The sequence below is a fragment of the Dietzia sp. 111N12-1 genome (assembly GCF_001658045.1).
Lineage (GTDB): Bacteria > Actinomycetota > Actinomycetes > Mycobacteriales > Mycobacteriaceae > Dietzia > Dietzia kunjamensis.
The window spans coordinates 178,871-203,180 of sequence record NZ_LSSV01000001.1; the positions used below are offsets into that span (position 1 = coordinate 178,871).

Sequence of the window (24,310 nt, forward strand, 5' to 3'; positions counted from 1 at the left end):
TTTCCGGGGGCTCGGTGGCGCGGGGGAGGACCGAACCTCTACCTAGCAAGTGCTTGGTTGGTACCCTCGGGGTATGACCAGCACGACCAGACGTGAGGAGCTCCTGTCGATCGCGGCAGGGCTCTTCGCCGAACGCGGCCTGCGTGCGACCACCGTCCGCGACATCGCCGACGCCGCGGGCATCCTCTCGGGGAGCCTCTACCACCACTTCTCGTCCAAAGAGGCGATCGTCGACGAGATCCTCCGCGGATTCCTCGACGCACTCTTCGGCGAATACCGTCGGATCGTGGAGGCCGGCCTCGGCCCGCGGGAGACCCTGGAACAGCTGGTCCGCGCCTCGTTCGAGGCCATCCACCGCGACCGCGACGAGGTCGCCATCTACCAGGACGAACTCAAGCACCTGCGCGGCAACCCGCGATTCGACTACCTCCGTGAGCGCAACACCGAGTTCCGCGAGATGTGGACCGACGTGCTCACCCGGGGGATGGGGTCCGGCGACTTCCGCGGTGACCTCGACGTGCGGCTCACCTACCGCTTCCTGCGCGACACGGTGTGGGTCGCCGTGCGGTGGTACCGGCCCGACGACGAGAACGATCACGCGGCCATCGCGGACCAATACCTCAACATCGTGCTCGACGGCCTGGCCGTCGGCTGACCTTCCCACCCCTTCCCGAGGAGACACATGACCAGCGTGACCGGCCGCGAGGCCTACGTTATCGACGCCGTCCGCACGCCCGTCGGCAAGCGCGGCGGCAGCCTGTCCGGACAGCATCCGGCCGACCTGGGCGCGCACGTCATCAAGGCGGTCGTCGAACGCACCGGTATCGACCCGGAGGTCGTCGACGACGTCATCTTCGGCTGCGTCGACACCATCGGCCCCCAGGCCGGCAACATCGCCCGCTCCGCCTGGCTCGCCGCCGGGATGCCCCTGGGCGTCCCGGGCACGACCGTCGACCGACAGTGCGGCTCCAGTCAGCAGGCCATCCACTTCGGCGCACAGGCCATCTGGTCCGGCACCCAGGACGTGATCCTGTTCGGCGGGGTGCAGAACATGAGCGCCCTGCCCATCTCGTCGGCCATGCTCGCCGGGCGCGAGTACGGATTCGACGACCCGTTCACCGGTTCCACCGGCTGGGTCGAGCGCTTCGGCTCCCAGGAGATCTCGCAGTTCAACGGCGCCCAGATGATGGCCGACAAGTGGGACATCTCCCGCCGGGAGATGGAGGAGTGGGCACTGCAGTCCCACGCCCGCGCCCGCGCCGCGATCGCCGAGGGGCGGTTCGCTAGCGAGTACGTCCCGATGGCCGGCCTCGAGGCCGATGAGACCACGCGCGAGACCACCCTCGAGAAGATGGCTTCGCTGCCCGTGCTGGCCGAGGGCGGCTCACTCACCGCCGCCGTCGCCTCGCAGATCTGTGACGGCGCCTCCGCCGGGCTGCTCGCCTCCGCCGAGGCGGTCGAGAAGTACGGCCTGAAGCCCCGCGCCCGCATCCACCACCTCACCGTCCGGGGTGACGACCCGGTGATGATGCTGTCGGCACCCATCCCGGCCACCAAGTGGGCGCTGGAGAAGACCGGCCTGACGATCGACGACATCGACGTGGTGGAGATCAACGAGGCCTTCGCCCCCGTCGTGCTTGCCTGGATCAAGGAGACCGGCGCCGATCCGGCCCGGGTCAACCCCAACGGCGGCGGCATCGCGCTCGGCCACCCGCTCGGCGCGACCGGCGCCAAGCTGTTCGCCACCCTGCTGAACGAGCTCGAGCGCACCGGCGGCCGCTACGGACTGCAGACCATGTGTGAGGGCGGCGGCACCGCCAACGTCACGATCATCGAGCGCCTGGACGCCTGACGGCGACGACCCCCGAACGACGGGACGGGCCCCGCACCAGCCGGTGCGGGGCCCGTCTCATGCGCCGGCGGGCCGACGCGGTGAGGGGTCAGTTGGCGGCGTCGGTCTCGCCCAGCGCGGAGGACAGGACGGCCAGGTCGAGCTCGCCCTCCGCCTCGCCGCCGAGCGCGGACGAGAGGGTGTCGAGGCCGAGGCCGCCACCGGCCTCGCCGTCGGCCTCCCCGAGCATCGCGGACGCAGTGCCGAGCAGGTCACCCTCGCTGCCGGTGGCGACACTGCCCATAACGGCCTCGACCGGATCGCCGACGAGGAGGAACGGGGTGACCCCGGGCGCGTCATCGGACGAGCAGTAGGTGACCAGCGCGTAGACGTTGGAGTCGACGGTGGCGGACACGGTGGCCGAGTCCACGCCGATGTCGCCGAAGGTCCCCAGCAGAACGGCCGGGGAGCCGTTGGCCTTGAGGAGTTCCACTCCGGGGGCCTCACTGATGTTCTGCAGAGTGGCCAGGAGATTCGTGTCGGTGGCGGTCGCGAGCTGACCCGCGAGGGTGGCGGCCGTCGAGGTCGGCGCGAGAAGCGCACCGCAGGCGTCCCCGTCGATGAAGCCCCCGTCCAGCGTAAAGGTCACCGAGACCGTATTGCCGTCGGTCGCGGTGTCGGCCGTGGTCGCGGCCGCGACGCCGACGCCGGCGCCGGTCAGTGCGGTGGCCGCGCCGAGGGCGGCGGCGGTGCGGAGAGCAGTACGGGACATGAGGGGTTCCTCCGGAGGGGATGGGACGGGCCGAGCCCGCCTGATATGTGAACTGCCTAAGGGTAAGCCAAGAGTTCGCCACACGTGGGGATTATCGAAGACGAACGCCCCCACCTGTTGTGAACACAGGTGGGGGCGTCCGTCCGATGGTGTCTCAGCCGAGTTCGCGAAGCGCGTCCAGGCGTTCGTGAGCCTGGGTCATGATCCGTTGGATCAGTTCGTCACAGCTCGGCAGGTCGTCGATCATGCCCACGACCTGTCCGGAGGCCAGGACTCCGGCCTCGGTGTTGCCCTCGACCAGCCCGGCCTTGAGCAGCATCGGGGTGTTGGCGGCCATGACGATCTGCTGCCACGTCCGGTCCGACGCCTTCCTCATGTTGAGGCCGTCCTTGGCGAGCTGCTGCCACTTCATCCCGGTCATGGACTTGAACTTATTGGCGTTCTGGACGGCGGCGGCCATGCCCTTGAGGGGGCTGCCCGATTCGAGGGCGTTGACCAGGCCGGTGCGCAGGACGCGGTGCGGCATCCCGTCGACACGGGTGGAGACGACGGTGTCCTGGAGCCCACGCTCGAGGTACTGCTTCTTCACGGCGTCGGGCACCTGCGAGTCGCTGGTGAGCAGGAAGCGGGTGCCCATCGCGACGCCGGCGGCGCCGTAGGACAGTGCCGCGACCAGTCCGCGGCCGTCGAAGAAACCGCCGCCGGCGACCACGGGGATCGAGGTGTTGCCGGCGCCGCCGAGGGCGTCGATGACGCTGGGGAGGAGCAGGGTGGTGGCGACCTGGCCAGTATGTCCACCGCCCTCACCGCCCTGGACGATCACCGCGTCGGCGCCCCAGGAGGCGACCTTGACGGCGTGCTTGGCCGCGCCGATGGAGGGGACGACGACGAGGCCGTTCTCCTTCAGCCGGGCGATCAGCTCCGGCTTGGGCGCGAGGGCGAACGACGCGACCTTCACCCCGTGGCGGATCATCAGCTCGCACCGCTCGGCGGCGTCCTCGGCGTCGGCCCGGAGGTTGACGCCGAAGGGCTTGGAAGTGAGCTTCTTGGTCCGCACGATGGCGTCCTCGAGCTCGGCGTAGGTCATGGTGGCCGAGGCGATGATCCCCAGTCCGCCGGCGTTGGCCGTGGCCGCGGTCAGCTCGGGTCCGGAGACCCAGCCCATGCCCGTCTGGACGATCGGGTACTCGACACCGACGAGCTCGGTGAAGGCCGTGGACAGTGTCGGCGCGTTCATGCGGCCGGCACCTCGCGGTCGCGGAACCCGCGCGGGTCCAGCACCTCGCGGATGATGCGCAGCTCCTCGGCCGAGGGGTCGCGGGTGACCGCGGCGTCGGCCAGGCCCTCGATCTCGAAGCCCGTGTTCTCCGCGACCTCGTCGGCCGTGACGCCGGGGTGCAGGCTGATCGCACGCATGCTGCGGTCGGCGCCGCCGAAGTCGAACACGCCCAGGTTGGAGACCACCCGGTGGATGTGGTGGTAGCGGAAGGCGGGGTCACCCTCGGTGTAGCGGTCATAACCGACGCCGCAGACGACGTCGACCTTGTCCGTGAACACGCGCGAGGAGTGCTTGCCCACCCAGTAGCTGGTGGCGTGGTTGATCGAGTTGCCGGGCGCCCCGCGCAGGCCGAACATCTGGCGGGTGGGCTTCTGCACGTCGTCGCCGAAAGCTGAGAGGTTCTGGTTGCCGAAGCGGTCGATCTGGTTGGCGCCCATCACCACATGGCGGGTGCCGGCCTGCAGGACGTCGAACACGCGGGGGAACGGGATGTACCCCTCGAAGTCGATGGTCTTGCCCAGCGGCGGGGTCTGGCCGAGGAATCGGTACTCGCCGTCGGTGATGAGCAGGTCCGGCTCGGTGGTGAGCCGGGCCAGACGCGCGCCGATGGTGGCCATCGGGGTCATCGGCGAAGCGAAGATCTCACCGGCGCCGGCAAAGATCTCCGCGCAGGCGACAGCGCAGTACTCGGCCCTGCTGATGGACTGAGTGGTGGCGGACTCGGTGGTGACGTCGGACATCACTTGGCTCCCTTCTGGGCGGCCTTCTCGGCAGCGGCCTTCTCCGCGAACGCGGTGACGGCCTTCTGGTAGTCCTCCTCGGACCCGGACAGGAACTCGTCGACGAACGCCTTCCACGAGGTCTCTTCCTTCGCGGACGCGGCGTAGTGCTTCTGGAACGCCTCGTCACGGCCGTAGCCACCCGCGAACGTGAAGTGGGCGCCGTTCGGGGCCTCGGAGACGGTGTCGACGAACATGCGGCTGAGCAGCATGCGCTGCGGGCCGACCTCGTTCATCAGGGCGTCCGCGGAGTCGACGATCTCGTCGGTCTCGAGCAGGACGGTGTCCGCGGCCATGGCGTAGAGATCGTCGAAGTACCCGTCCGCGCCGGTGAACGCGGCGTTGCCGTGCTTGTCCGCCTTGTCCAGGTGGATCAGCGCGGCATCCATGCGCAGGGCGGGCATCGCGACCAGGGTCTCGGTCTTGCCGTCGACCTCGTACGGCGAGTCGACGGTCTTGAGTTCGTCGCCCCAGAATCGGAAGACGTCTGAACCCAGGCCCGCGCGGGTGGGCAGGAACGGCAGGCGGTGCGCGGCGGCGGTGAGTCCGGCGCGGACCATGCCCTCGTCCATCTCGCGGGAGTCGATCGCTCCCTCGGTGCGGCGCCGCGCGAACCACGGGTCGTAGAACGGGGCGGAGTCCAGTGAGACGAAGCCGTAGTAGGCCTTGGATACCTTCCCGGCGGAGCAGAGCAGGCCCAGGTCCGGGCCGCCGAAGGAGATCACGGTGAGGTCGGTGAGATCCTCGCGACGCAGGATCGCGCGGACGAGCGCCATCGGCTTGCGCCTCGAGCCCCATCCGCCGATTCCGATGGTCATGCCGCTGGAGAGGCGCGAGACGGCCTCGTCCAAGCTCGTGCGCTTGTCGCGCGGGGTGGGGGTCGTCGTCACTTGTTCTCGCCCGTCCTCTCGGATCGCTTGACTCGCTTGTCCAGATTCGTCCCAGTCTTGACGAACTCGTCACGGTGCTCGTCGGCCACGCCGGCGAGGTTGAGTTCGAAGGTGAAGCCCTGCTCCATGCGGTACGAGGACTTCACGTCGATGGGGTCGATGTGATTGATGGCTTCCTTGGCCGCCCGGATGACCCGCGTGTCCTTGGCCGCGATGGTCTCCGCGAGGTCGCGTGCCGCGGCGTCCAGCTGGTCGCGGGGGACCACGTCGTACACCGTGCCCCACGAGTGGAGCTGCTGCGCTGTGACGTTGCGCGAGGTGAAGTACAGGGTGCGCATCATGTGCGGGGGGACCATCCGGGCCAGGTGCGTGGCGGCGCCGAGCGCCCCCCTGTCCACCTCGGGCAGGCCGAACACCGCATCGTCGGAGGCGACGATGCAGTCGGCGTTGCCCACCAGGCCGATCCCGCCGCCCACGCAGAACCCGTTCACCGCGGCGATGACGGGGACCGCGCACTCATAGACGGCGTTGAACGCGACGTAGCAGCCGCGGTTGGCGGCCAGCAGGTGGTCGAACCCCTCGAAGTCCTGCATCTCCTTGATGTCGACGCCCGCGTTGAATCCCCGGCCCTCGGCCCGGAGGATCACGACGTGGACGTCGGGGTCGCGGCCCGCGGCGAGGATCTGCTCGCCGAGTTCGAACCATCCCGCGGACGGGATGGCGTTGACAGGTGGGTAGTCGACCGTGACGGTGGCTATCCCGTCTGCGCCCTTGTCGACGTTGATGCCCATGGAGCTCCTTCCCACGCCACCGCCGTCCGGGACGGCACAGTGACTAACCAAACGCTTGCTTGGTAGGCTAGCACGCATGACGAACATCGATCTGGGTCTGGCGGGGAAGGTCGTCCTCGTCACGGGCGGCGTACGCGGCGTGGGCGCCGGCATCAGCACGGTCTTCCGGGAGGCCGGCGCGGTGGTCGTGACCTGCGCGCGCCGCCCCGCTGACGAGGGCTCCGACGTTGCCGACCTGGAGTTCCACTCCGTCGACCTGCGTGACGCGGATGCGGTTCGCGCGATGATCGACAGAATCGTCGCCGATCACGGACGCCTGGACGTGGTGGTGAACAACGCGGGGGGCGCGCCGTTCGCCCTCGCCGCGGACGCCAGCGCGAACTTCCACTCCAAGATCGTCGCCCTCAACCTGCTGTCGGCCTTGACCGTGTTGCAGGAGGCCCACCGGGTCATGACCGCGGACGGGCCCGACGGCCAACTCGGCGGCGCGATCATCAACATCTCCTCCGTCTCCGGCCACCGACCCTCGCCCGGCACCGCCTCCTACGGCGCCGCCAAGGCCGGCATCGACTCGCTCACGCAGTCGCTCGCCGTGGAGTGGGCCCCGGCCGTGCGCGTGAACTCCGTGGTGGTGGGCCCCGTCAAGACCGAGCTCGCCGAGATGCACTACGGAGACGCAGACGGGGTGGCCGCCGTCGACGCCACCATCCCCATGGGGCGCATGGCCGAGCCCGCCGACGTGGGCCGCGCCGCCGCGTTCCTCGCCTCGCCGCTCGCCGCCTACATCACCGGCGCGCAGCTGCTCGTCCACGGCGGTGGCGAGAAGCCCGCGTTCCTGGCGGCCTCCACCGCCGAGAACAAGCACTGACCCAGAACACACGCACTGCAACTTTCAGCAAGGAGACACACATGGGAATCTGCGACGAACGCGTCGTCATCGTCACCGGCGCCGGCCGCGGCATCGGCCGTGAGCACGCACTGGCCTTCGCCGCCGAGGGCGCGAAGGTCGTCGTGAACGACCTCGGCGCCGGCATCGACGGCTCCGACGTGGGGGAGCACCCCGCCGAGCAGGTCGTCGCCGAGATCAAGGCCGCCGGCGGCGAAGCCGTGGTCAACGGCAACGACATCTCGTCGTGGGACGGCGCGCGCGAGCTCGTCCAGCAGGCCGTCGACACCTTCGGTGGGCTCGACGTGCTGGTCAACAACGCCGGTTTCCTCCGCGACAAGATGCTCGTGGGCATGTCCGAGGAGGAGTGGGACAAGGTCACAGGAGTCCACCTCAAGGGCCACTTCGCGCCGATGCGTCACGCCGCCGAGTACTGGCGAGCCGAATCCAAGGCCGGCCGCCCCCGCGCCGCCCGCGTCATCAACACCTCGTCGGGCGCCGGACTGTTCGGCTCTGTCGGCCAGGGCAACTACGCCACCGCCAAGGCCGGCATCGCCCTGCTGACCATTCAGACCGCCGCCGAGATGAAGGGCTACGGTGTCACGGCCAACGCGATCGCGCCCGCTGCGCGTACGCGCATGACGACGTCGGCGGGCGAGGGCATGGCCTCGCAGATGGCCGCCCCTGAGGACGGCTCGTTCGACGCCATGGACCCGGCCAACATCTCGCCGCTCGTTGTGTGGCTGGGCTCGGAGGCCTCAGGCGACGTCACCGGCCGCGTCTTCGAGGTCGAGGGCGGCAGGGTCACCGTCTGCGACGGGTGGCAGCGCGCCGCCTCCGAGGATAAGGGCGCCAAGTGGGACCCGGCCGAACTCGGCTCCGTGGTTCCGCGACTGCTCGCCGAGTCGCCGGCCCCGGTTCCGGTCTACGGCGCGCGCTGACGCGCTGACTAAGCCAGTGGCCCCGCACCTGTCGGTGCGGGGCCACGTCGTCTGAGGGCGTCAGTTGCTGACGTCCGTCAGGAGGGGATCATCAGTTCCCCTCGCGCTCCGGGTGGAGGCACTCCTGGTCGGCGATGCCCGAACCGGAGTTGGCCAGTTGGTCGACCATGTCGTGCGGCAGGTCGCAGATGCCCGGGATATGGACGCCCGGCAGCGGCGGCAGGGCCGGGAGGCGGAGGTCGCCGCCGAAGGCGGCGCCGGCAGCGGCACCACCGAGGGCGAGCGCTCCACCCACAGACAGGATCGGGAGCAGGCCGCCGCCGACGCTGGACTCGATGCTGGTGACGCTCTCGAGTGAGGCGTTGGTGCCGACGCCGGACGCGGTGTCGGTGGACGCCGTGGCGCGCAGCGAGCCGTTGTCCGCGGACGCCGTGCCCTGCAGCGAGCCGTTCTCGAGCGAGCCGGTGAAGGCGGTGAGCGAACCGTTGACTCCGGTCAGCTCTTCGGCAGAGCCGATGCCCACGTAGGCACTGTCAGTGGAGATGGTGGTGATCGCGTCGGAGCTCTGGCCAGTCGAGCCACCGTTGCCGGTGATCGAGCCGAGCAGACCGGAGTCCGGCCCGGCGAGCGAGTTGGTGACCACGTCGAGCGAGCCGACGATGCCCTGGGTGAGGTAGCCGCCGGTGACGGAACCCAACAGGCCGGTCTCGGGGTCCGTCAGCGAGCCCGACAGGTTGGCGATCGAGCCCTCCGAAGCCCCGAGGATGCCGGCGATCGAGCCGCCGTCGCCGAGCGAACCCGCGACCGCGTCGGTGATGCTCTCGAGAGAGCCGCCGTTCTCGATCGAGCCCTGGAGGCCGGTCGTGATGTCGCCGGCCGAACCACCGTCGCCGAGCGAACCCGTGATGCCCGTGCCGATGTCGGTGAGCGAGCCGCCGACACCCGTGGTGACGTCGCCTGCCGAACCGCCGTCGCCGAGGGAGCCCTCGACACCGGCGAGGACGCCGGTGAGCGAGCCGCCGTCGCCGAGGGAGCCCTCGACACCGTCGAGCACGCCGCTGAGTGAGCCGCCGTCGCCGAGGGAGCCGGCTACGCCGTTGATGACGCTGGTCAGCGAACCACCGGTGATGGATCCCTCAACGCCGTCGAGGACGCCGGTGAGCGAGCCGCCGTCGCCGAGGGAGCCCTCGACACCGTCGAGCACGCCGCTGAGTGAGCCGCCGTCAGAGATCGAGCCGGTCAGTGCCGTGGTGAAGGCGCCGAGCGAGCCGCTGAGACCGGTGGACGACCCCGAAAGGTTGTCGACCGAGCCGCTGACCGAGTCGATGACCGTGGTCACCGAGCCGCCTTCAAGCGAGCCGGCGAGACCGTCGGAGATGATTCCGCCGGAGCCGGTGAAGTCAGCGGAACCGCCGAGCTCGGTGGAGCCCTCACCGATGCCGCCGGTCGAGCCCTCGGGGATGACGCCCGCAGAGCCGGGGATCAGCTCCATGGAGCCCAGGTCGGTCGACCCCATGTTGGGGAATTCGATATCGGCAGAGGTCGTCAGACCACCGAGGATCGGGATCTCGAAATCTCCGGACTGAGCATTGGCGACGCCGGTGGCGCCCGAAGATGCAAGAGCTGCGGCGGCGACGAGAGCTGCGGCCCTGGTGGTGTTCTTCACGAGACAAGTCCTTTCAGCGGTGTAGGGCACGTGTGTGCCCCTCGTTGCATAAGACTTCTCTGAGAATGAACTTTTGTCAATAGTTACCGACCGAATCGGTGCGTCAGTGGTGTTGACGGCGGTCACCGCTTCTGAACTGCGTGAAGGTGATCGGTCAGCTTTCGGTGCGCGTGCGGGGCTCGCAGATCACGACGGGGATGACCCGGCTCGTGTTTGCCTGATACTCAGCGAAGTCCGCGTACCGCTCGACGAGCCGCGGCCAGAGTTCCGCACGCTCGACCGGAATGGCCTCCCTCGCCGTCATCGACCTGACACGGCGGCCCACCTGGACGGTGACGGACGGATCGGCCAGGACATTGCGGTACCACTGGGGATGCGTGGGCAGGCCGCCCTGGGAGGCGACCAGCAGGACGCGATCGCCGTCGGGAATATGTAGCAGTGGCACGGTTCTCGGCTGACCGCTCTTGCGGCCCGTCGTCGTCACCAGGCACACCGGAACCGGCGCCCGCAGCGCCGAACCCACACGCCAGTTACCACCCACGCGGCCGCCCGTGCGCTGGTAGAGCCACGTGTTGACCCGCGACATCACCTTGATCACGCCGACGACCCACGGCGCGCCACGCCGGGGGTCGTCGACGCCCGTCTCGGGGCGGGGGTCCGTCACTTGCCGCTCGGCAGCGGTGCGCGGACGATCACGTGCTTGCCCGGGAAGAACGCGGCCAGCTCGCGACGGCTCTCCTTGAGCGAGAGCAGGCCATAGCCACGCTTGCGTTCCTCCGGGCGGATCCAGATCGCCACGTCCACGTCGCCGTCATTGATCTGCTCGCCGAACACCAGGCCCACGGCGGAACCGCGCGCGGTGTCCACGGCGACGAACCACATCGCCGACTCCTCGTCGATCCGGCTGAGGCCGTCGCGGCGCTCCTGTTCGGTGCGGTTCTCGTCCCACTCGCCGCCGGTCGCCGACGAGGAATCGGAGGAGCGGGAGTGGTACAGCGAACGGTGATCGTCCGAGTCCTTGAACGGATGGAGCTCGAAACCGGACGGCCCGGCCGAGACCGGGTGCTCGGTGGTGACGCCGACGAACGACTCCAGCGGGGCCCCCAGGACCTCGCGCGCCTCGTCTGCCGACACGGCGAGGAGGTGCGAGATGGCCTGGACCGCGTCGTCCGTGCCGTTGGCCGAGGAGATGGCGGCGAAGATCTCCCGCCGACGTCCCGCTGCGGCCTCGATGACGTTACTCATGTCAGATCCTCTCGATGATGCTGGCCGAGGCCTGGGCGCCTCCCGCGCACATCGTGATGAGGGCGCGCTCGCCGTCCGTGCGCTCGAGCTCATGCAGGGCGGTGGTGATGAGCCGGGACCCGGTGCTGCCGACGGGGTGGCCGATCGCGATGGCCCCTCCGTTGACGTTGACCTTGTCCATGTCGGGCCCGTGCACCTGCGCCCAGCTTAGGAGCACGGAGGCGAACGCCTCGTTGCATTCGAAGAGATCGAAGTCCGAGATCGACATGCCGGAGCGGTCGAGTACCCGCTGGGTGGCCTGGACCGGGCCGTCGAGGTGGTACTCGGGCTCGCCGCCCACGAGTGCCTGGTGCAGGATCCGTGCCCGTGGCTTCAGTCCGTGCGCCCTGGCCACGTCCTCGTCCATGAGCAGGACGGCGGCCGAACCGTCGGACATCTGACTGGAGGTGCCGGCGGTGTGCAGTCCGCCCTCCATGACGGGCTTGAGGGACGCCAGTGCCTCGGCGGTGGTGTCGCGCAACCCCTGGTCGCGGGTGACCGTCACCGTCTCACCGGTGTAGGTGCCGTCCTTGAGGCGCTCGGGGGCGTCGACGGCGAAGGTCTCGCGATCGAAGCGGCCCTCCTCCCACGCGCGCTTCGCGTTGGCCTGGGACCGGACACCCAGCTCCTCGAGGTCGGCGCGGCTCAGCCCGCGGCGCTTCGCGATCCGGTCGGCGGCGGTGAACTGGTCGGGCAGGTCGACGTCCCAGTCGTCCGGGCGGGGCATCCCGTTGGAGCCGTCGCCGACGGCGGCGCGCAGCGCGATCCAGCTCATCGACTCGACACCGCACGCGATCCCGACGTCCATCGCCCCCGCGTGGATGAGGTTGGCGATGAAGTGATTGGCCTGCTGCGCGGACGAGCACTGGCAGTCGATGGTCGTGCACGCCGTCTGCCACGGCAGTCCCGACGCCAGCCAGGCACCGCGGGTGACGTTGTTCCCCTGGGCGCCGGCCTGGGTGACGCACCCTCCGACGACCTGCTCGACGAGCGCGGCGTCGATCCCGGCGCGCCGGATGACCTCCTTCTGCGAGGCCCCCAGCAGGTGCGCGGGGTGCAGGCCCGACAGTGCGCCGCGAGCCTTTCCGATCGGGGTCCGGACGGCCTCGACGATGACGGGATTTCCCATGGATGCGCTCCTTTGGAAGCAAGGTTAGAACGAGTTCTAGTTTACGTCACCCGGCGGGGGATTCCGAGTTCGCGGTGCGGGGGGCGACCGGGCGCTCCGGGCGATCAGGAACGACGACCCAGAAGTGAACGTGTTCCAGTATGGTGCCTATAACGTGTTCTAGATTACATTGCGGGGTGAGGGCAGAGATGTCCCGGCGCCGTTCGAGCACGAGACGCAATCAGACGTGGTCAAGGAGTGCCAGTGCAGCCAGTCACCATTCCCGAGGGGTTCGATTTCACGGATCCGGAGCTCTACGAGAAGCGCCTACCGCATCCCGAGTGGGCCCACCTCCGCCGGACCGAGCCGATCTGGTGGTGCGCCAAGGCCCCCGGGGTCGACGGTTTCGACGACGACGGCTACTGGGTCGTCACCAAGCACGAGGACGTCAAGGAGATCTCGCGCCGGACCAACGAGGTCTTCTCCACCTTCGAGAACACCGCCATCCCGCGCTTCGCCCCCGGCACCGAGCGGGAGATCGTCGAGCTCACCCGCCTGCTGTTCATCAACCAGGACGGCGAGGAGCACAAGAAGTACCGGCGGATCATCTCGAAGGGGTTCACCCCGCGCAACATCGAGAAGATGCGCGAGCACCTCGCCGAGAAGGCCAAGAACATCGTCGAGACCGCGGCGGCGAAGGGCAGCGGCGACTTCATCGTCGACGTCGCCTCCGAGCTCCCGCTCCAGGCGATCGCCGAGCTCATCGGCATCCCGCTGGAGGACCGTCACCAGATCTTCGAGTGGTCCAACCAGATGACCAGCTACGACGTCCCCGGCAAGGTCGAGGAGTCGCAGATGGCCAACGCCATGGTGCTCTCCTACGCCCAGGAGCTGGCCACCAAGCGCGAGACCGACCCCCGTGACGACCTGGTCACCAAGCTCATCCAGGCCGATGTCGACGGCGAGAAGCTCACCTCCGACGAGTTCGGCTGGTTCGTGGTCCTGCTCGCGGTGGCGGGCAACGAGACCACCCGCAACGCCACGACCCACGGGATGATCGCGTTCCTCGAGAACCCGGACCAGTGGGAGCTGTTCAAGCGCGAGCGCCCGGCGACCGCCTACGACGAGATCCTGCGGTGGGCCTCCCCGATCACCTCGTTCCAGCGCACTGCCACCGAAGACGTGGAGATCGGCGGGGTGACCATGAAGAAGGGTGACCGTGCCGCGATCATGTACGGCTCGGCGAACTTCGACGAGGACGTCTTCTCCGATCCGTTCACGTTCGACATCACCCGCGACCCGAACCCGCATCTGACGTTCGGCGGCAACGGCCCGCACTACTGCATCGGCGCCAACCTGGCCAAGCTGCAGATCGAGCTGATCTTCAACGCGATCGCCGATCACATGCCGGACATCACCTCGCTGGGGGACTCGACGCGTCTGCGTTCGGGCTGGCTCAACGCGATCCAGGACTGGAAGGTCGACTTCAAGTGCCCGGTCATGCACTGACCTGACACAGCGAGCAGCCAGACCCGGCCCCCGGCCGGTCAGCCCCGGTCCCGCCTGTTCCGCAGGCCGGGCCGGGGCTCTCGTCTCGGGGGAGGGGTGACCTTGTCGTCGTCGGCGTCCGACCTCGCACACACCCCGAACCGATCCCGTCGGCCCCATCGAACAGGCAAGGTTATCACCATGATCGACCACCGCACCGTCGACCGTGACGGCGTCCGACTGCACTACGTGGTCGCCGACCCCGACCCCCGGTCCGCCACGGCGCCGACCGGCGACGGCACCGGGACCGTGGTCCTCCTGCACGGTTTCTCGCACTTCTGGTTCACGTGGCACCGCCTGATCCCCGACCTGACCGCGGCCGGATGGCGGGTCATCGCCCCCGACCTGCGCGGGATGGGCGGGTCGGACGCGCCCACGGACGTCGCGGCGTACGCGCCGCGTGAGGTCGTCGACGACGTGGTGGCCGTCTGGGATGCCGAGGACGCGGGCCGGGTGGTACTGGTGGGCTTCGACTTCGGCGCCGGAGTCGCCTACGACACGTGCCACCTCGAACCCGGGCGGGTCCGCGCGGTGATCGGGATGGAGAACCCGTTCATGAGCACCGCCGGGTCGGTCCCGCCCCTGGAGGGGTCGGCGATGATGGCGCAGAAACACTTCCTCCACCTGCACTACTTCGCGCAGCCCGGTGTGGCCGAGGCCGACCTGGCGGGGCGCGAGCGTGAATTCCTCACCCGCGTCTTCTGGGCATTGTCGGCGAATTATCACTACCTCGACGTGTGGCAGCATCCGCCCGGCTCCACCTATCTCGACGCGCTGCCCGAGGCGCCGCCGCTGCCGTGGCCGTGGCTGTCGGTCGAGGAGATGGACACCTACGAGGAGGAGTACGCGCGCACCGGGTTCGCGGGGCCACTGCAGCGGTACCGGGCGATGGACGTGAGCTGGCACGCGCGACAGGAGTTCGAGCGGCAGACCAATCCCGTGCCCTTCTATTTCCTCTATTCCGAGCACGACCCGGACCTCGAGGGCTTCCACGGCCGCGACCCGTTGACCAAGCTCGACCGCTACCACGACGACGTGCGGATGGTCCGCGCGATCACGGCGCCGGCGGGACACCTCATGCACCTCGAGGCCACGCAGGACACGCACCGGGAGATCCTCGCCTGCCGGGACGACGTCGCTGCGCACCTGCCCGCCTGAGGGGCATCACGCGCCGAAGCGCCCCGTGCAACTAGGGCGTGAGGCCGTACTTCTCGCCGAAGCGGGCGATCGACTCGACCTTCTGCTCGGCCGTGCAGTCGTAGCCGTGGCCCTCGATCAGCCACGGCATGACGATGATGTCGGTGACGCCGGCCTCCGCGAGCTCGGCGAAGCCCTTCGAGCCGTAGCGGTCCAGGCACACCACCTGGATGGCGAAGCGCTTGCCGTCGCCGCGGTCGGCCAGCGAGCGCCCCTGCTCCTCGAGCAGTTCGCCCAGGCGGGTGACGGTGGCGACGATGTCGTCGAACCCCATCATCGCGCTGGTCCAGCCCTGGCCGACGCGGGCGGCGCGCTTGAGCGCGATCTCGGTGTGGCCGCCGACGTAGAAGGGGACCTGCTCGGACGGCGCCGGGGTGAAGATGAGCTCGTCGAAGTCGAAGTGGTCGCCGTGGAACTCCATCCACTGGCCGCGCAGGCCTTCTCGCATGATGGCCAGCGACTCGTCGGTGCGTTTGCCGCGGCCCTTGAACGGCGCGCCGCACCATTCGAACTCGTTGGGGTCCCAGCCGATGCCCACGCCCAGGTCCAGCCGGTTGCCGGTGAGCAACGCGACCGAGCCCACCTGCCGGGTGAGCAGCAGCGGGTTGCGCGGGCCCACCTTGAGCACCTGCGGACAGAACCTGATCCGGGAGGTCGCCCCGCCCATGGCGGCGCAGGCGATGAGCGGCTCCACCCACTCGGTGTTCTCGTCCCACATCCGCGAGCCGTCCGGCGTGTACGGGTAGTCCTTGTCCTGACGCCGCGGGTGGAACAGCGAGTCGGGCAGCACGATCCGGTCGATACCCGCGGCCTCGGCGCCGCGTGCGATGTCGAGGTACTGGTCGACGGGGGAGAAGGAGACGGGGACGGAGAACTCGACGTCCGCTACGCGGCTCATGGTCACTCGCTCTTTCCTGCGGCGCCGGCGATGGCGGCCTTGTCGTCGTCCGTGAGTGCACGCAGGCCCGAGGCCATGGCCACGTCCTGCTCCCAGAAGGCGCGGAGGTTGATCAGGCGACCGTCGGCGTCGACACGGTAGTCCACGGCGATGTCGATCTCCATGATGCTGGAGCCCATGTGGGTGCGCATGGTGCCGACGCAGAGGAGTTCGTCGCCCGCGGCGATCCCGCGGTCGAACCGGAACTCGATGTGATCCGGGGTGGCCACGGCCTTCTCCCAGAACTCCAGCAGCCTCTCCGTGCCGGTGTGGCCGAGGCCCTCGGCGTCGAACATCGACGGGCCCACGGGATCCTCGATGGTGCCCTCGGGGTTCCAACCGGCGATCCAGGCGTCGCGGTCGCCGGTGTTGGTCGCGGCCCACGAGCGGCGCGCGGCGGCGTAGGCGGGACTCGCCAGCGCTGCGTCGCTCATCTCGAGCGGGCGGTACTGCCCGTCGGCGTCCAGATAGGGGTTGCTCATGAGTGACGCTCCGGACGGTCGGTCCCCACGACCCACATGGAGAAGTACTGGGATCCACCGCCGTACGCGTGGCCCAGGGCCTTGCGCGCGCCGGGGACTTGGTGCTCGTCCGCCCGGTTCATCACCTGGCGGGCGGCCTCGGCGAACCGGAGCATGCCGGACGCGCCGATGGGGTTCGAGCACAGCACGCCGCCGGACGGGTTGACCGGCAGGGAGCCGTCGCGCGCGGTGGCACCGGACTCGGTCATGCGCCACCCCTCGCCCTCCGCGCAGAACCCGAGGTTCTCCAGCCACATGGGCTCGAACCAGGAGAACGGCACGTAGATCTCGGCCGCGTCGATCTCCTCTGCCGGGTTGGTGATCCCGGCCTCGGCCCAGAGGGCGGCGGCGGCGTCACGGCCGGCCTGCGGGCTGCGGTAGTTGCGGTAGGCGAAGGTCCCGGGCTCGGTGCGCAGCGCGGTGGCGTGGACCCACGCGACCTGTCGGCCGGCGGACTCCACGGCCTCGGCCGCCTCGGCATCGCCGATGACTATCGCGCACGCGCCGTCGGAGGAGGGGCAGGTCTCGTCGAACCGGATGGGGTCCCACAACATCTGTCCCTGCAGCACCTTGTCGATCGTGATGTCGGGCTGCTTGAGGTGGGCGTGCGGGTTGACCGAACCGTTGAGGCGGTCCTTGACCGCGACCATCGCGCCCACGTGCTCGGGCGCCCCGGTGGTGCGGATGTAGGAGCGCACGTGGGGGGCGAAGTAGCCGCCCGCGCCGGCCCCGACGGGCGCGGTGAACGGCACGGGCAGGCTGAGCGCCCACATGGCGTTGGACTCGGACTGCTTCTCCCACGCCACTGCCAGCACCCGGCGGTAGCGGCCGGACTGGACGTGGGACGCGGCGACGACAGCGGTCGAGCCGCCGACGGACCCGGCCGTGTGGACGCGCAGCAGCGGTTTGCCGACGGCGCCGAGAGCGTCGGCCATCATCAGCTCGGGCATCATGACGCCCTCGAACAGGTCGGGGGCCTTGCCGACGATCACGGCGTCGATGTCGTCCCAGCCGACCCCGGCGTCGGTCATTGCGGCATCGATGGCCTCGCGGCAGAGCCCGGCCATGGAGACGTCGGTGCGGCGGGCGACGTGGTGGGTCTGGCCGGTCCCGAGGACGGCGGCGGGCAGACCGGAGCCGTGGGTTCCGGATGCGGGAGCGCTCATGCGGTGCGTCCTTCCAGGAGGCAGATGAGGTTCTGCTGCAGCAGGTGGCCGCTGGTGGCGTGGGCGAGGGCGCGCTCGGAGCGGCCCTCCCAGATGCTGTGGGCGGCGTAGCCGATGCGCTCGAGGCCCGCGGAGAACAGCGGGTCGGCGAGCAACGAGCCGCCGGACGGGGTGACGGCGACGTCGTCGGAGATGCCCAGCGCGCCGCGCAGGAGGAGCTCCTGGTGGGTGTACTGGGTGTGGAGCTCGGCCACCGAGACACCACCGAGGTCGGGGCGGTCCCCGGACGAGCCGGTCGCGCGGACGGCGGCGGCGCGGGCGGACGGGGAGTCGGTGAGGTCACGTGCGCCGAACTCGGCGGAGTCGGCGATGTGCTCCATCCCGGTGATGTACGCCGGGGTGTCGATCAGCTCGCGGGCGCGATCGGCGGAGGCGAGGATGATCGCGCCGGCGCCGTCGGTGACGGGCGGGCAGTCGTGCCGACGCAGCGGGTCGGCCACGTACGGCTCGGCGAGCAGGTCCTTCTCGTCGCGGCCGGTCGCGCGGGCGGCGACCGCGGCCATCTCCGCCTCGGACCAGCGGCCGGCGTCGATGCCGGCGCGGGCCTGCAGTGCGGCGACGTGGTGCCGGCCGGGCCACAGCGGGGCGACGGTGTAGGGGTCGAGTTGCAGCGCCAGGGCGGTGTCGAGGTCGGTGCTGGCCGAGGCCTTGCCGAACCCGTAGACGAGGGCCGTGTCGGCCTGGCCGGAGGCGATCTTGAGGTAGGCCTCGAAGATCGCCCATGCGGCGTCCATCTCGACGTGCGACTCGGAGATCGGGGGGACCGCGCCGATGGAGTCGACGGCGGAGATGAACGAGAAGGCGCGGCCGGCCAGGTAGTCGGACGAGCCGGAGCACCAGAAGTCGATGTCGGTGCGGTCCAGTCCGGTCTGCCGGTAGCACTCGGCGAAGACGGGGGCGAGCATCTCGACACCGTTGGTGGTGCCGAAGGTGGACTCGGTGTGGCGGGCGTGGGCGAATCCGACGACGGCCACGTCCCGGGGAGCGTTGGGGGTCACGGGTGGTGTCCTCTACAGGTGATCGGCATAGGTGTCGGGATCGGCGTCGGGATCGCCGGTGGGCTCGAAGTGGGCGATGGCCTTCATCGAGGCGGGCCGTTCGGACTCGGGCGTCCACACAGCGCGCACGCGCATCCCCATCCGCACCTCGGACGCCTCGCAGCCCAGCACCAGGTGCTGGATGGGGACGTCGGAGCCGTCGAGCAGGATGTAGGCGGTGACGTACGGGGGCTTGATCTCCTGGCCGGCGAACGGCACGTTGACGATGCCGAACGTGGTCACGGTGCCCACGTCGGCGACCTCCACGTACTCGCCCATGGCCACGCCGTCGGACGGGCAGTAGTCACGCGGGGGCACGTAGACCTCGGGGCCGTTGGAGCGGCGCCGCCCCAGCACCTTGCCCTGCACGATCGCGCGCAGGTACTCGCTCTCGGCGGGTCCGGCCGTGTGGGTGACCGACAGTCCGATCGGCGTCACCACGATGGTGACGGGCTCGGACTCGGACCGCGGGACCTCGTCGTCGTCGCCTCCGGTGTCACCCGGCGCGTCGGCGGGGACCACGCACGCGATGTCGTGGATGGTGCCGGTGCGCTCGGCGGCCCACCGCAGGCGGACACGCATCCCGGTGCTCACCGCGTCGGGGCCGTCGGCGGCCAGCGGCAGGAGCATGGCGGTGTCCGCGCCGTCGAACCGCACGAGCGCCCACGCGAACGGGGTGTCGAGCGGGTTGACCTCGGTGGGAGCGGGAACCCAGGTCCATGCGACGACGAGGCCCTCGATCGCGGAACCGGATCCCACTTCCACGGATTCCGTGAGGGCCCGGCGTGTGTGGGGGTCGAACTCGACCGGCGGCAGGTGCACGGTGCCGCGGGAATCGCGGTTACCGACCAGGCGTCGCTCGCGTAGGCCGGTGAAGAACGCTCCCAGCACGGGGCCGGTCGACCGTGTGTAGTCGAACGACGGTGACAGGGACGCCGAGAGCACGGGCTCGTCCGGTGGGGTGATATCGACAACGATCTCTCTGGATGTCACGCGCACAAGTAGAACACGTTCCACCGGCCGGTGTGTGAGTTTCCCCGACACGCTGATCCGGGTCGCCGCCCCCGCCGCGGAGAGGTGTGGGTCACACTGGTGTCCATGAAATTCGCGTTGCAGCTCGGATACTGGGGCGCCCAGCCGCCCACCAACCATGCCGACCTCGTGGTGGCGGCGGACAGGGCGGGCTTCGACACCGTCTTCACCGCCGAGGCCTGGGGTTCGGACGCCTTCACGCCGCTGGCCTGGTACGGCTCGCTCACCGAACGAATCCGACTGTCGACGGCCGTCGTACAACTCTCGGCGCGTACGCCCACGGCCACCGCGATGAGCACCATGACCCTCGACCATCTTTCGAACGGCCGGTTCTGCCTGGGGCTGGGCGTCTCGGGGCCGCAGGTCGTGGAGGGTTGGTACGGGCAGGCCTTCGCCAAGCCGCTGGCGCGGACGCGGGAGTACATCGACATCATCCGGAAGGTGCTGCGGCGCGAGGAGCCCGTGACCTCCGACGGTCCCGCGTACGCCCTGCCCTACCGGGGCGCGGACGCCTCCGGGCTGGGCAAGCCGCTCAAGCCGATCCTGCATCCGCTGCGCGAGGACGTGCCGATCTGGCTGGGTGCCGAGGGGCCCAAGAACGTGGCCCTGGCCGCAGAGATCGCCGACGGCTGGCTGGGCTTCCTGGCCTCGCCGCGCACCGCCCACGAGTTCAACGCGTGGCTCGACGAGGGGTTCGCCCGACCCGGGGCGCGCCGCACCCGCGAGGACTTCGAGGTGGCTTTCCTGTGCCAGCTCCACGTGACGGACGACCGCCGCGGCGTCCTCGACGCGTACAAGCCGTTCACCGCCCTGTACGCGGGCGGCATGGGCGCCGAGGAGAAGAACTTCCACGCCGAGGCGTTCCGTCGCATGGGCTTCGGCGACGACGTGGACCGCATCACCGAACTGTTCCGCTCCGGCCGCAAGGACGAGGCCACCGCCGCGGTCCCGGACGAGATGGTCGAGGCCACCGCGATCATCGGTGATGCCGACTCGGTGCGGTCGCAGATCGCCGAGTGGGAGGCCGCGGGCATCACCATGCTCGTGGTGACCGCCCGGTCGGTCGAGGAGATCGAGACGATCGCGCAGTTCATCGACTGACGTGGGCCGGTCCCGAGGGTCAACCGCCGTCGCCGACCTCCAGGATCTCGCGACCGGGGCCGACCGTGACCCAGCCGGGTCGGTCCGTGAGCGAGACTCTGACCGCGTAGACGGGCGGGGGCCCGGAGCCGGAGGGGGGTGAACCCGGGGAGATCACCACCCTGTCCGGAACCGCCCCGGGCGCTCCCAACAGGGCGGGCGTCGCCTCGATCGCGAACAGCACGGTCTCCGCGTCCACCGCGGCCACAGGGAAACCGGGCGACGCGGGCAGCCGGCTGGTGATCCCGTCCCGCCATCGACCGTGGAAGGTGTGGTGCAGCGTCGCCTCCGCATCGTCCGGATCGGGGCGGCTCAGGTGCGCGGTGTCGCCTTCGATGACGAGCCGCTCCACGGTGGGGTCGTCGAGCTGGTCGCGTGCGGCATCGATGACGCGGGTCATCCCTTCGGCGGTGAGCAGTGGTCCCGGTGCCGTGCGGATCACCTCGACGGAGGCCGGGCGGTCCACCGTGTCGCCGGCCGGGGAGGGTGTGTTCCCGGCGAGGTGGTCCAGGCCGGCGATGAGGCCGACGGCCAATGCGCTGGCCAGGACCGCGCGCAGCAGTCCGCTCGCCAGGCGCCTGCGCCCCGCCGGCCCCCGCGTCGAAGGCCCGGGCGGTCGCTTCGCGACGATCCGCTCGCGCGCGTTGGTCCGCCGTACCGAGAGCGGGGTGTCGGCTGACAGGCCCCGGCTGCGTACCTCCAGTTCGAACAAGCGCCTGTTGAGGTCGGCCACCAGTGAGTCGAGGTCGTCGCGGGTGGTCGACAGGGCGGCGTCGCGGCTGCGCTCGCCATGTTCGAGGGGGCCGATCCGGCCGTCCGTGTAGGCGTTGTCCAGGATCTGCCACACGGCTCGCCTGCGGTCCTCGGTGGCCGGCTCCGGGGCGGGCCCACCGGGGGGCGGGGGCGGTGCGCTCATCGGGGGACGCCGACTTCTCTCACGATCCTGTCGTGCCCCACCACTATGTGCCCGCGGTCACCCTCACGACTCACGGTGATCTCGTATGTGGGCTGGGCGAGCGCGTCCGGGCCCACGTCGATCCCCACGAGATCTGCGTCCGAGAGCCCGTTCTCCGCCGCGGAGGGCCGAGCCGCCTCCAGGGCGGCCGGTACATCGATGGACTCCATTGCAACGGAGAGGTCGTCAACGGGGCGGAAAGCCTCCCCTTCGGCGGCCCACTCGCCCAGGTCGTCGCGTCGCCACGAGTCGACCGCCCCGGGGTCTGTCGGATCCTCGATGAGGAGGAGGGCGTAGTCGCCCCTGATGTCGAGCGAGGCCACACGAGCGTCGCCGAACCTCGCACGCGCAGACGAGATGACCTCATCGACGCTGCTCGAGGTGATCGTGTCCTCGGTGCCGCCGACGAGGCCGGTGAACGCACCGTCTCGCAGCGCGAGGACCCCGCCGGCGACAAGGGCGAGCCCCGCCACGGTCGAGGCGCCGACCAACTTGGCGGTGTCGAGCGGGTCGCGTGGCGCGCGGCGGGACCGGGCGACCGGAGTGGAGCGGGTGCCCGCCACCTCGGAAGGCGACCGGGCCGGGGCCGGCAGGTCCGCGAGGATCGCCCGGAGTTCATCGACGTATCCGCTCGACCGCACCTGCCACCCGAGGTGAAGGTGATCCAGGGGGGCGAGGCGCCCTTCTGCAGCGGCGGCGTCGAGCTGCTCCCACGTCGCGACGCGCTGGGGGTCGCTCGCGCGGATCCGATGCTGCGCCATGGGCAGGAGGGTAACCACCGGCGGCTCGCCGTGGTCTGGTCACGGTCGCCGGGAAAGCCCGCCATCGCGATAGAACACGTTCTACTATGGGGTCATGAGTGCACCCACGCCTTCCGTCCCCGCCGACGCCGGAATCCTGGATCCGCGGACCGGCGAGCACGTGACCAGCGTCTACCGGATCGCCGAGGCGGATCCGGACCGCATCGCCGTAATCGAGGCGGGCGGTCGGCAGGTCACCTTCGGCCAGCTCGCCGACGCCGCCCACGGCTACGCCCGGGGTCTGCGCGAGCTCGGACTGGAGACCGGTGACTGCATCGTCCTGCTGGCGCCGAACAGCATTGAATTCCTCGAGGTCTACTACGCGGCCATGGAGATCGGGCTCTACGTGGCCCCGGCGAACTGGCACCTGACCGGCCCCGAGGTGGCGTACATCCTCGAGAATTCGGGATCGACGGTGTTCATCGCGGACACCCGGTTCGCCGACGTCGCGACCGCAGCCGCCGGGGAGGCCGGGCTCGACCCCGCCCGCTGCTACGCCATCGGTGAGGTTCCCGGATTCCGTCCGCTGCCCGAGCTCACGGTCCCAGCCGCGGGGGAGGACCCCTTGCCGTCGTCGCGGACCCTCGGCGGCCCCATGCTGTACACCTCCGGCACCACCGGCCGCCCCAAGGGCGTGCGGCGCCCCCTCACCGGCGCCTCGCCGGATCAAGTGACGGTCCCCAACTACTACTTCTTCGCCGGCTTCGACATCCAGGCGCCGGACAACGTCCACATCTGTGGCTCGCCGCTCTACCACACGGCCGTGCTCAACTTCGTCACCATCTCGCTCAATCTGGGCCAGGCCGTGGTGCTCATGGACAAGTGGACGCCCGAGGAGATGCTGCGACTCATCGACGCCCACGGCGTCACCCAGTCGCACATGGTGCCGACGCAGTTCTCGCGGCTGCTGGAGCTGCCGGAGGATGTGCGCGCGAAGTACGACGTGTCCAGCCTGCGCACGATCGTCCACGGCGCCGCGCCGTGCCCCAAGCACGTCAAGCAGGCCATGCTCGACTGGTGGGGCCCGGTCCTGACCGAGTACTACGCCGGGACCGAGGGCGGTGGGTGCACCATCACCGGCGAGGAATGGCTGCGCAAGCCCGGCAGCGTGGGGCGGCCGTGGAAGACCACCACCCTGAAGATCCTCGACGACGACGGCAACGAGCTGCCCACCGGCGAGATCGGCAATGTGTACCTGCAGATGCACGGGTCGAAGTTCGAGTACCACCAGGACAAGGAGAAGACCGCGAAGACCTACGTCGGCGAGCTCTTCACCATGGGCGACATCGGCTACGTGGACGAAGACGGCTACCTGTTCCTGTGCGACCGCAAGAACGACATGATCATCTCCGGCGGCGTGAACATCTACCCGGCAGAGATCGAGTCGGAGATGACCCGCCACGAGGCGGTCCGCGACGCGGCGGTCTTTGGGATCCCGCACAAGGGCTGGGGTGAGGAGGTCAAGGCCGTCATCGAACTGGCCGAGGGCTACCCCGAGTCCGACGAGCTCAAGGCACACATCCTCGAGGACCTGTCCGGTCGGCTGGCGAAGTTCAAGATGCCGCGGTCGATCGATGTGGTGGACGAGCTGCCCCGCCAGGCCAACGGGAAACTGATGAAGCGCACGCTGAAGGATCCGTACTGGGCGGACGCGAAGTAGGTCTGGGCAGGGGCGGGCCCTCGTCGTCGT

Annotated in this window: 24 protein-coding genes; 8 read left to right on the plus strand and 16 right to left on the minus strand. The window is 69.8% G+C overall.

Annotated features, from left to right (window positions below; all coding sequences use genetic code 11):
- Nucleotides 1–73: 73 nt before the first annotated feature.
- Entirely contained in the window at nt 74–655 is a 582-nt protein-coding gene (locus AYO52_RS00850) for a TetR/AcrR family transcriptional regulator (protein WP_067711815.1), read from the plus strand.
- Between the two features lie 27 nt (nt 656–682).
- A complete protein-coding gene (locus AYO52_RS00855; RefSeq protein ID WP_067711818.1) occupies nt 683–1,852 on the plus strand; it encodes an acetyl-CoA C-acetyltransferase in 1,170 nt (389 codons plus the stop codon).
- Between the two features lie 88 nt (nt 1,853–1,940).
- Here the strand turns inward: AYO52_RS00855 and AYO52_RS00860 are convergent, their stop codons facing one another.
- The 5 genes from AYO52_RS00860 to AYO52_RS00880 all read right to left on the minus strand — a co-directional run bounded on the left by AYO52_RS00860 (nt 1,941) and on the right by AYO52_RS00880 (nt 6,342).
- Entirely contained in the window at nt 1,941–2,603 is a 663-nt protein-coding gene (locus tag AYO52_RS00860) for a hypothetical protein (protein WP_067711821.1), read from the minus strand.
- A 154-nt stretch (nt 2,604–2,757) separates the two neighbouring features.
- Nucleotides 2,758–3,840, minus strand: a complete 1,083-nt coding sequence (locus AYO52_RS00865; RefSeq protein WP_067711823.1) for a nitronate monooxygenase family protein — start codon at nt 3,838–3,840, stop codon at nt 2,758–2,760.
- Complete coding sequence (locus tag AYO52_RS00870; protein WP_067711826.1) at nt 3,837–4,622, minus strand: CoA-transferase subunit beta; 786 nt, start codon at nt 4,620–4,622, stop codon at nt 3,837–3,839. Before AYO52_RS00870 ends, AYO52_RS00865 begins: the two co-directional genes overlap by 4 nt.
- Complete coding sequence (locus AYO52_RS00875; RefSeq protein ID WP_253701720.1) at nt 4,622–5,479, minus strand: CoA-transferase; 858 nt, start codon at nt 5,477–5,479, stop codon at nt 4,622–4,624. The genes AYO52_RS00870 and AYO52_RS00875 overlap by 1 nt, the downstream gene beginning before the upstream one ends.
- Nucleotides 5,480–5,547: 68 nt before the next feature.
- The gene (locus AYO52_RS00880) at nt 5,548–6,342 is read right to left on the minus strand and encodes an enoyl-CoA hydratase family protein (protein ID WP_067711834.1); all 795 of its coding nucleotides are present in this window, start codon (nt 6,340–6,342) and stop codon (nt 5,548–5,550) included.
- 76 nt (nt 6,343–6,418) lie between these two features.
- Here AYO52_RS00880 and AYO52_RS00885 point away from each other — a divergent pair, with 76 nt between their 5' ends.
- Entirely contained in the window at nt 6,419–7,210 is a 792-nt protein-coding gene (locus AYO52_RS00885) for an SDR family oxidoreductase (RefSeq protein ID WP_067711837.1), read from the plus strand.
- 41 nt (nt 7,211–7,251) lie between these two features.
- Nucleotides 7,252–8,169: an SDR family oxidoreductase gene (locus AYO52_RS00890; protein ID WP_067711841.1), complete on the plus strand. Its 918-nt coding sequence runs from the start codon at nt 7,252–7,254 to the stop codon at nt 8,167–8,169.
- A 91-nt stretch (nt 8,170–8,260) separates the two neighbouring features.
- On the opposite strand, the gene AYO52_RS00895 is transcribed toward AYO52_RS00890, so the two are convergent.
- The 4 genes from AYO52_RS00895 to AYO52_RS00910 form a co-directional block, all read right to left on the minus strand.
- The gene (locus AYO52_RS00895; RefSeq protein ID WP_067711844.1) at nt 8,261–9,835 is read right to left on the minus strand and encodes a hypothetical protein; all 1,575 of its coding nucleotides are present in this window, start codon (nt 9,833–9,835) and stop codon (nt 8,261–8,263) included.
- Nucleotides 9,836–9,989: 154 nt separating this feature from the next.
- Entirely contained in the window at nt 9,990–10,421 is a 432-nt protein-coding gene (locus AYO52_RS00900; protein ID WP_082923676.1) for a nitroreductase family deazaflavin-dependent oxidoreductase, read from the minus strand.
- Between the two features lie 74 nt (nt 10,422–10,495).
- Complete coding sequence (locus AYO52_RS00905) at nt 10,496–11,080, minus strand: hypothetical protein (protein ID WP_067711851.1); 585 nt, start codon at nt 11,078–11,080, stop codon at nt 10,496–10,498.
- 1 nt (nt 11,081) lies between these two features.
- Nucleotides 11,082–12,248 carry a steroid 3-ketoacyl-CoA thiolase gene (locus AYO52_RS00910; protein ID WP_067711854.1) on the minus strand — a complete coding sequence of 389 codons (1,167 nt, stop codon included), beginning with the start codon at nt 12,246–12,248 and terminating at the stop codon, nt 11,082–11,084.
- A 243-nt stretch (nt 12,249–12,491) separates the two neighbouring features.
- Between AYO52_RS00910 and AYO52_RS00915 the strand changes: the two genes are divergently transcribed.
- Entirely contained in the window at nt 12,492–13,736 is a 1,245-nt protein-coding gene (locus tag AYO52_RS00915; RefSeq protein WP_067711858.1) for a cytochrome P450, read from the plus strand.
- Nucleotides 13,737–13,916: 180 nt separating this feature from the next.
- Nucleotides 13,917–14,933, plus strand: a complete 1,017-nt coding sequence (locus tag AYO52_RS00920) for an alpha/beta fold hydrolase (RefSeq protein WP_067711861.1) — start codon at nt 13,917–13,919, stop codon at nt 14,931–14,933.
- 31 nt (nt 14,934–14,964) lie between these two features.
- On the opposite strand, the gene AYO52_RS00925 is transcribed toward AYO52_RS00920, so the two are convergent.
- Genes AYO52_RS00925 through AYO52_RS00945 form a run of 5 tightly spaced genes read right to left on the minus strand, consistent with a single transcriptional unit; the run spans nt 14,965 to nt 19,686 of the window.
- On the minus strand, nt 14,965–15,870 hold the full coding sequence (locus tag AYO52_RS00925) for a TIGR03619 family F420-dependent LLM class oxidoreductase (protein ID WP_067712120.1): 906 nt from the start codon (nt 15,868–15,870) through the stop codon (nt 14,965–14,967).
- 2 nt (nt 15,871–15,872) lie between these two features.
- On the minus strand, nt 15,873–16,391 hold the full coding sequence (locus AYO52_RS00930; protein ID WP_067711864.1) for a nuclear transport factor 2 family protein: 519 nt from the start codon (nt 16,389–16,391) through the stop codon (nt 15,873–15,875).
- A complete protein-coding gene (locus AYO52_RS00935; protein WP_067711868.1) occupies nt 16,388–17,596 on the minus strand; it encodes a thiolase domain-containing protein in 1,209 nt (402 codons plus the stop codon). The genes AYO52_RS00930 and AYO52_RS00935 overlap by 4 nt, the downstream gene beginning before the upstream one ends.
- A complete protein-coding gene (locus AYO52_RS00940) occupies nt 17,593–18,654 on the minus strand; it encodes a thiolase domain-containing protein (protein WP_067711871.1) in 1,062 nt (353 codons plus the stop codon). Before AYO52_RS00940 ends, AYO52_RS00935 begins: the two co-directional genes overlap by 4 nt.
- Before the next feature lie 12 nt (nt 18,655–18,666).
- Complete coding sequence (locus tag AYO52_RS00945; RefSeq protein WP_253701704.1) at nt 18,667–19,686, minus strand: Zn-ribbon domain-containing OB-fold protein; 1,020 nt, start codon at nt 19,684–19,686, stop codon at nt 18,667–18,669.
- 105 nt (nt 19,687–19,791) lie between these two features.
- Between AYO52_RS00945 and AYO52_RS00950 the strand changes: the two genes are divergently transcribed.
- Entirely contained in the window at nt 19,792–20,826 is a 1,035-nt protein-coding gene (locus AYO52_RS00950) for an LLM class F420-dependent oxidoreductase (RefSeq protein WP_067712126.1), read from the plus strand.
- A 19-nt stretch (nt 20,827–20,845) separates the two neighbouring features.
- On the opposite strand, the gene AYO52_RS00955 is transcribed toward AYO52_RS00950, so the two are convergent.
- Nucleotides 20,846–21,781, minus strand: a complete 936-nt coding sequence (locus AYO52_RS00955; RefSeq protein ID WP_082923662.1) for a DUF1707 domain-containing protein — start codon at nt 21,779–21,781, stop codon at nt 20,846–20,848.
- Nucleotides 21,778–22,581, minus strand: coding sequence for a DUF1707 domain-containing protein (locus AYO52_RS00960; protein WP_156523483.1), 804 nt, complete (start codon nt 22,579–22,581; stop codon nt 21,778–21,780). Before AYO52_RS00960 ends, AYO52_RS00955 begins: the two co-directional genes overlap by 4 nt.
- Nucleotides 22,582–22,675: 94 nt before the next feature.
- Between AYO52_RS00960 and AYO52_RS00965 the strand changes: the two genes are divergently transcribed.
- Complete coding sequence (locus AYO52_RS00965; RefSeq protein ID WP_172812079.1) at nt 22,676–24,280, plus strand: acyl-CoA synthetase; 1,605 nt, start codon at nt 22,676–22,678, stop codon at nt 24,278–24,280.
- Nucleotides 24,281–24,310 lie beyond the last annotated feature (30 nt).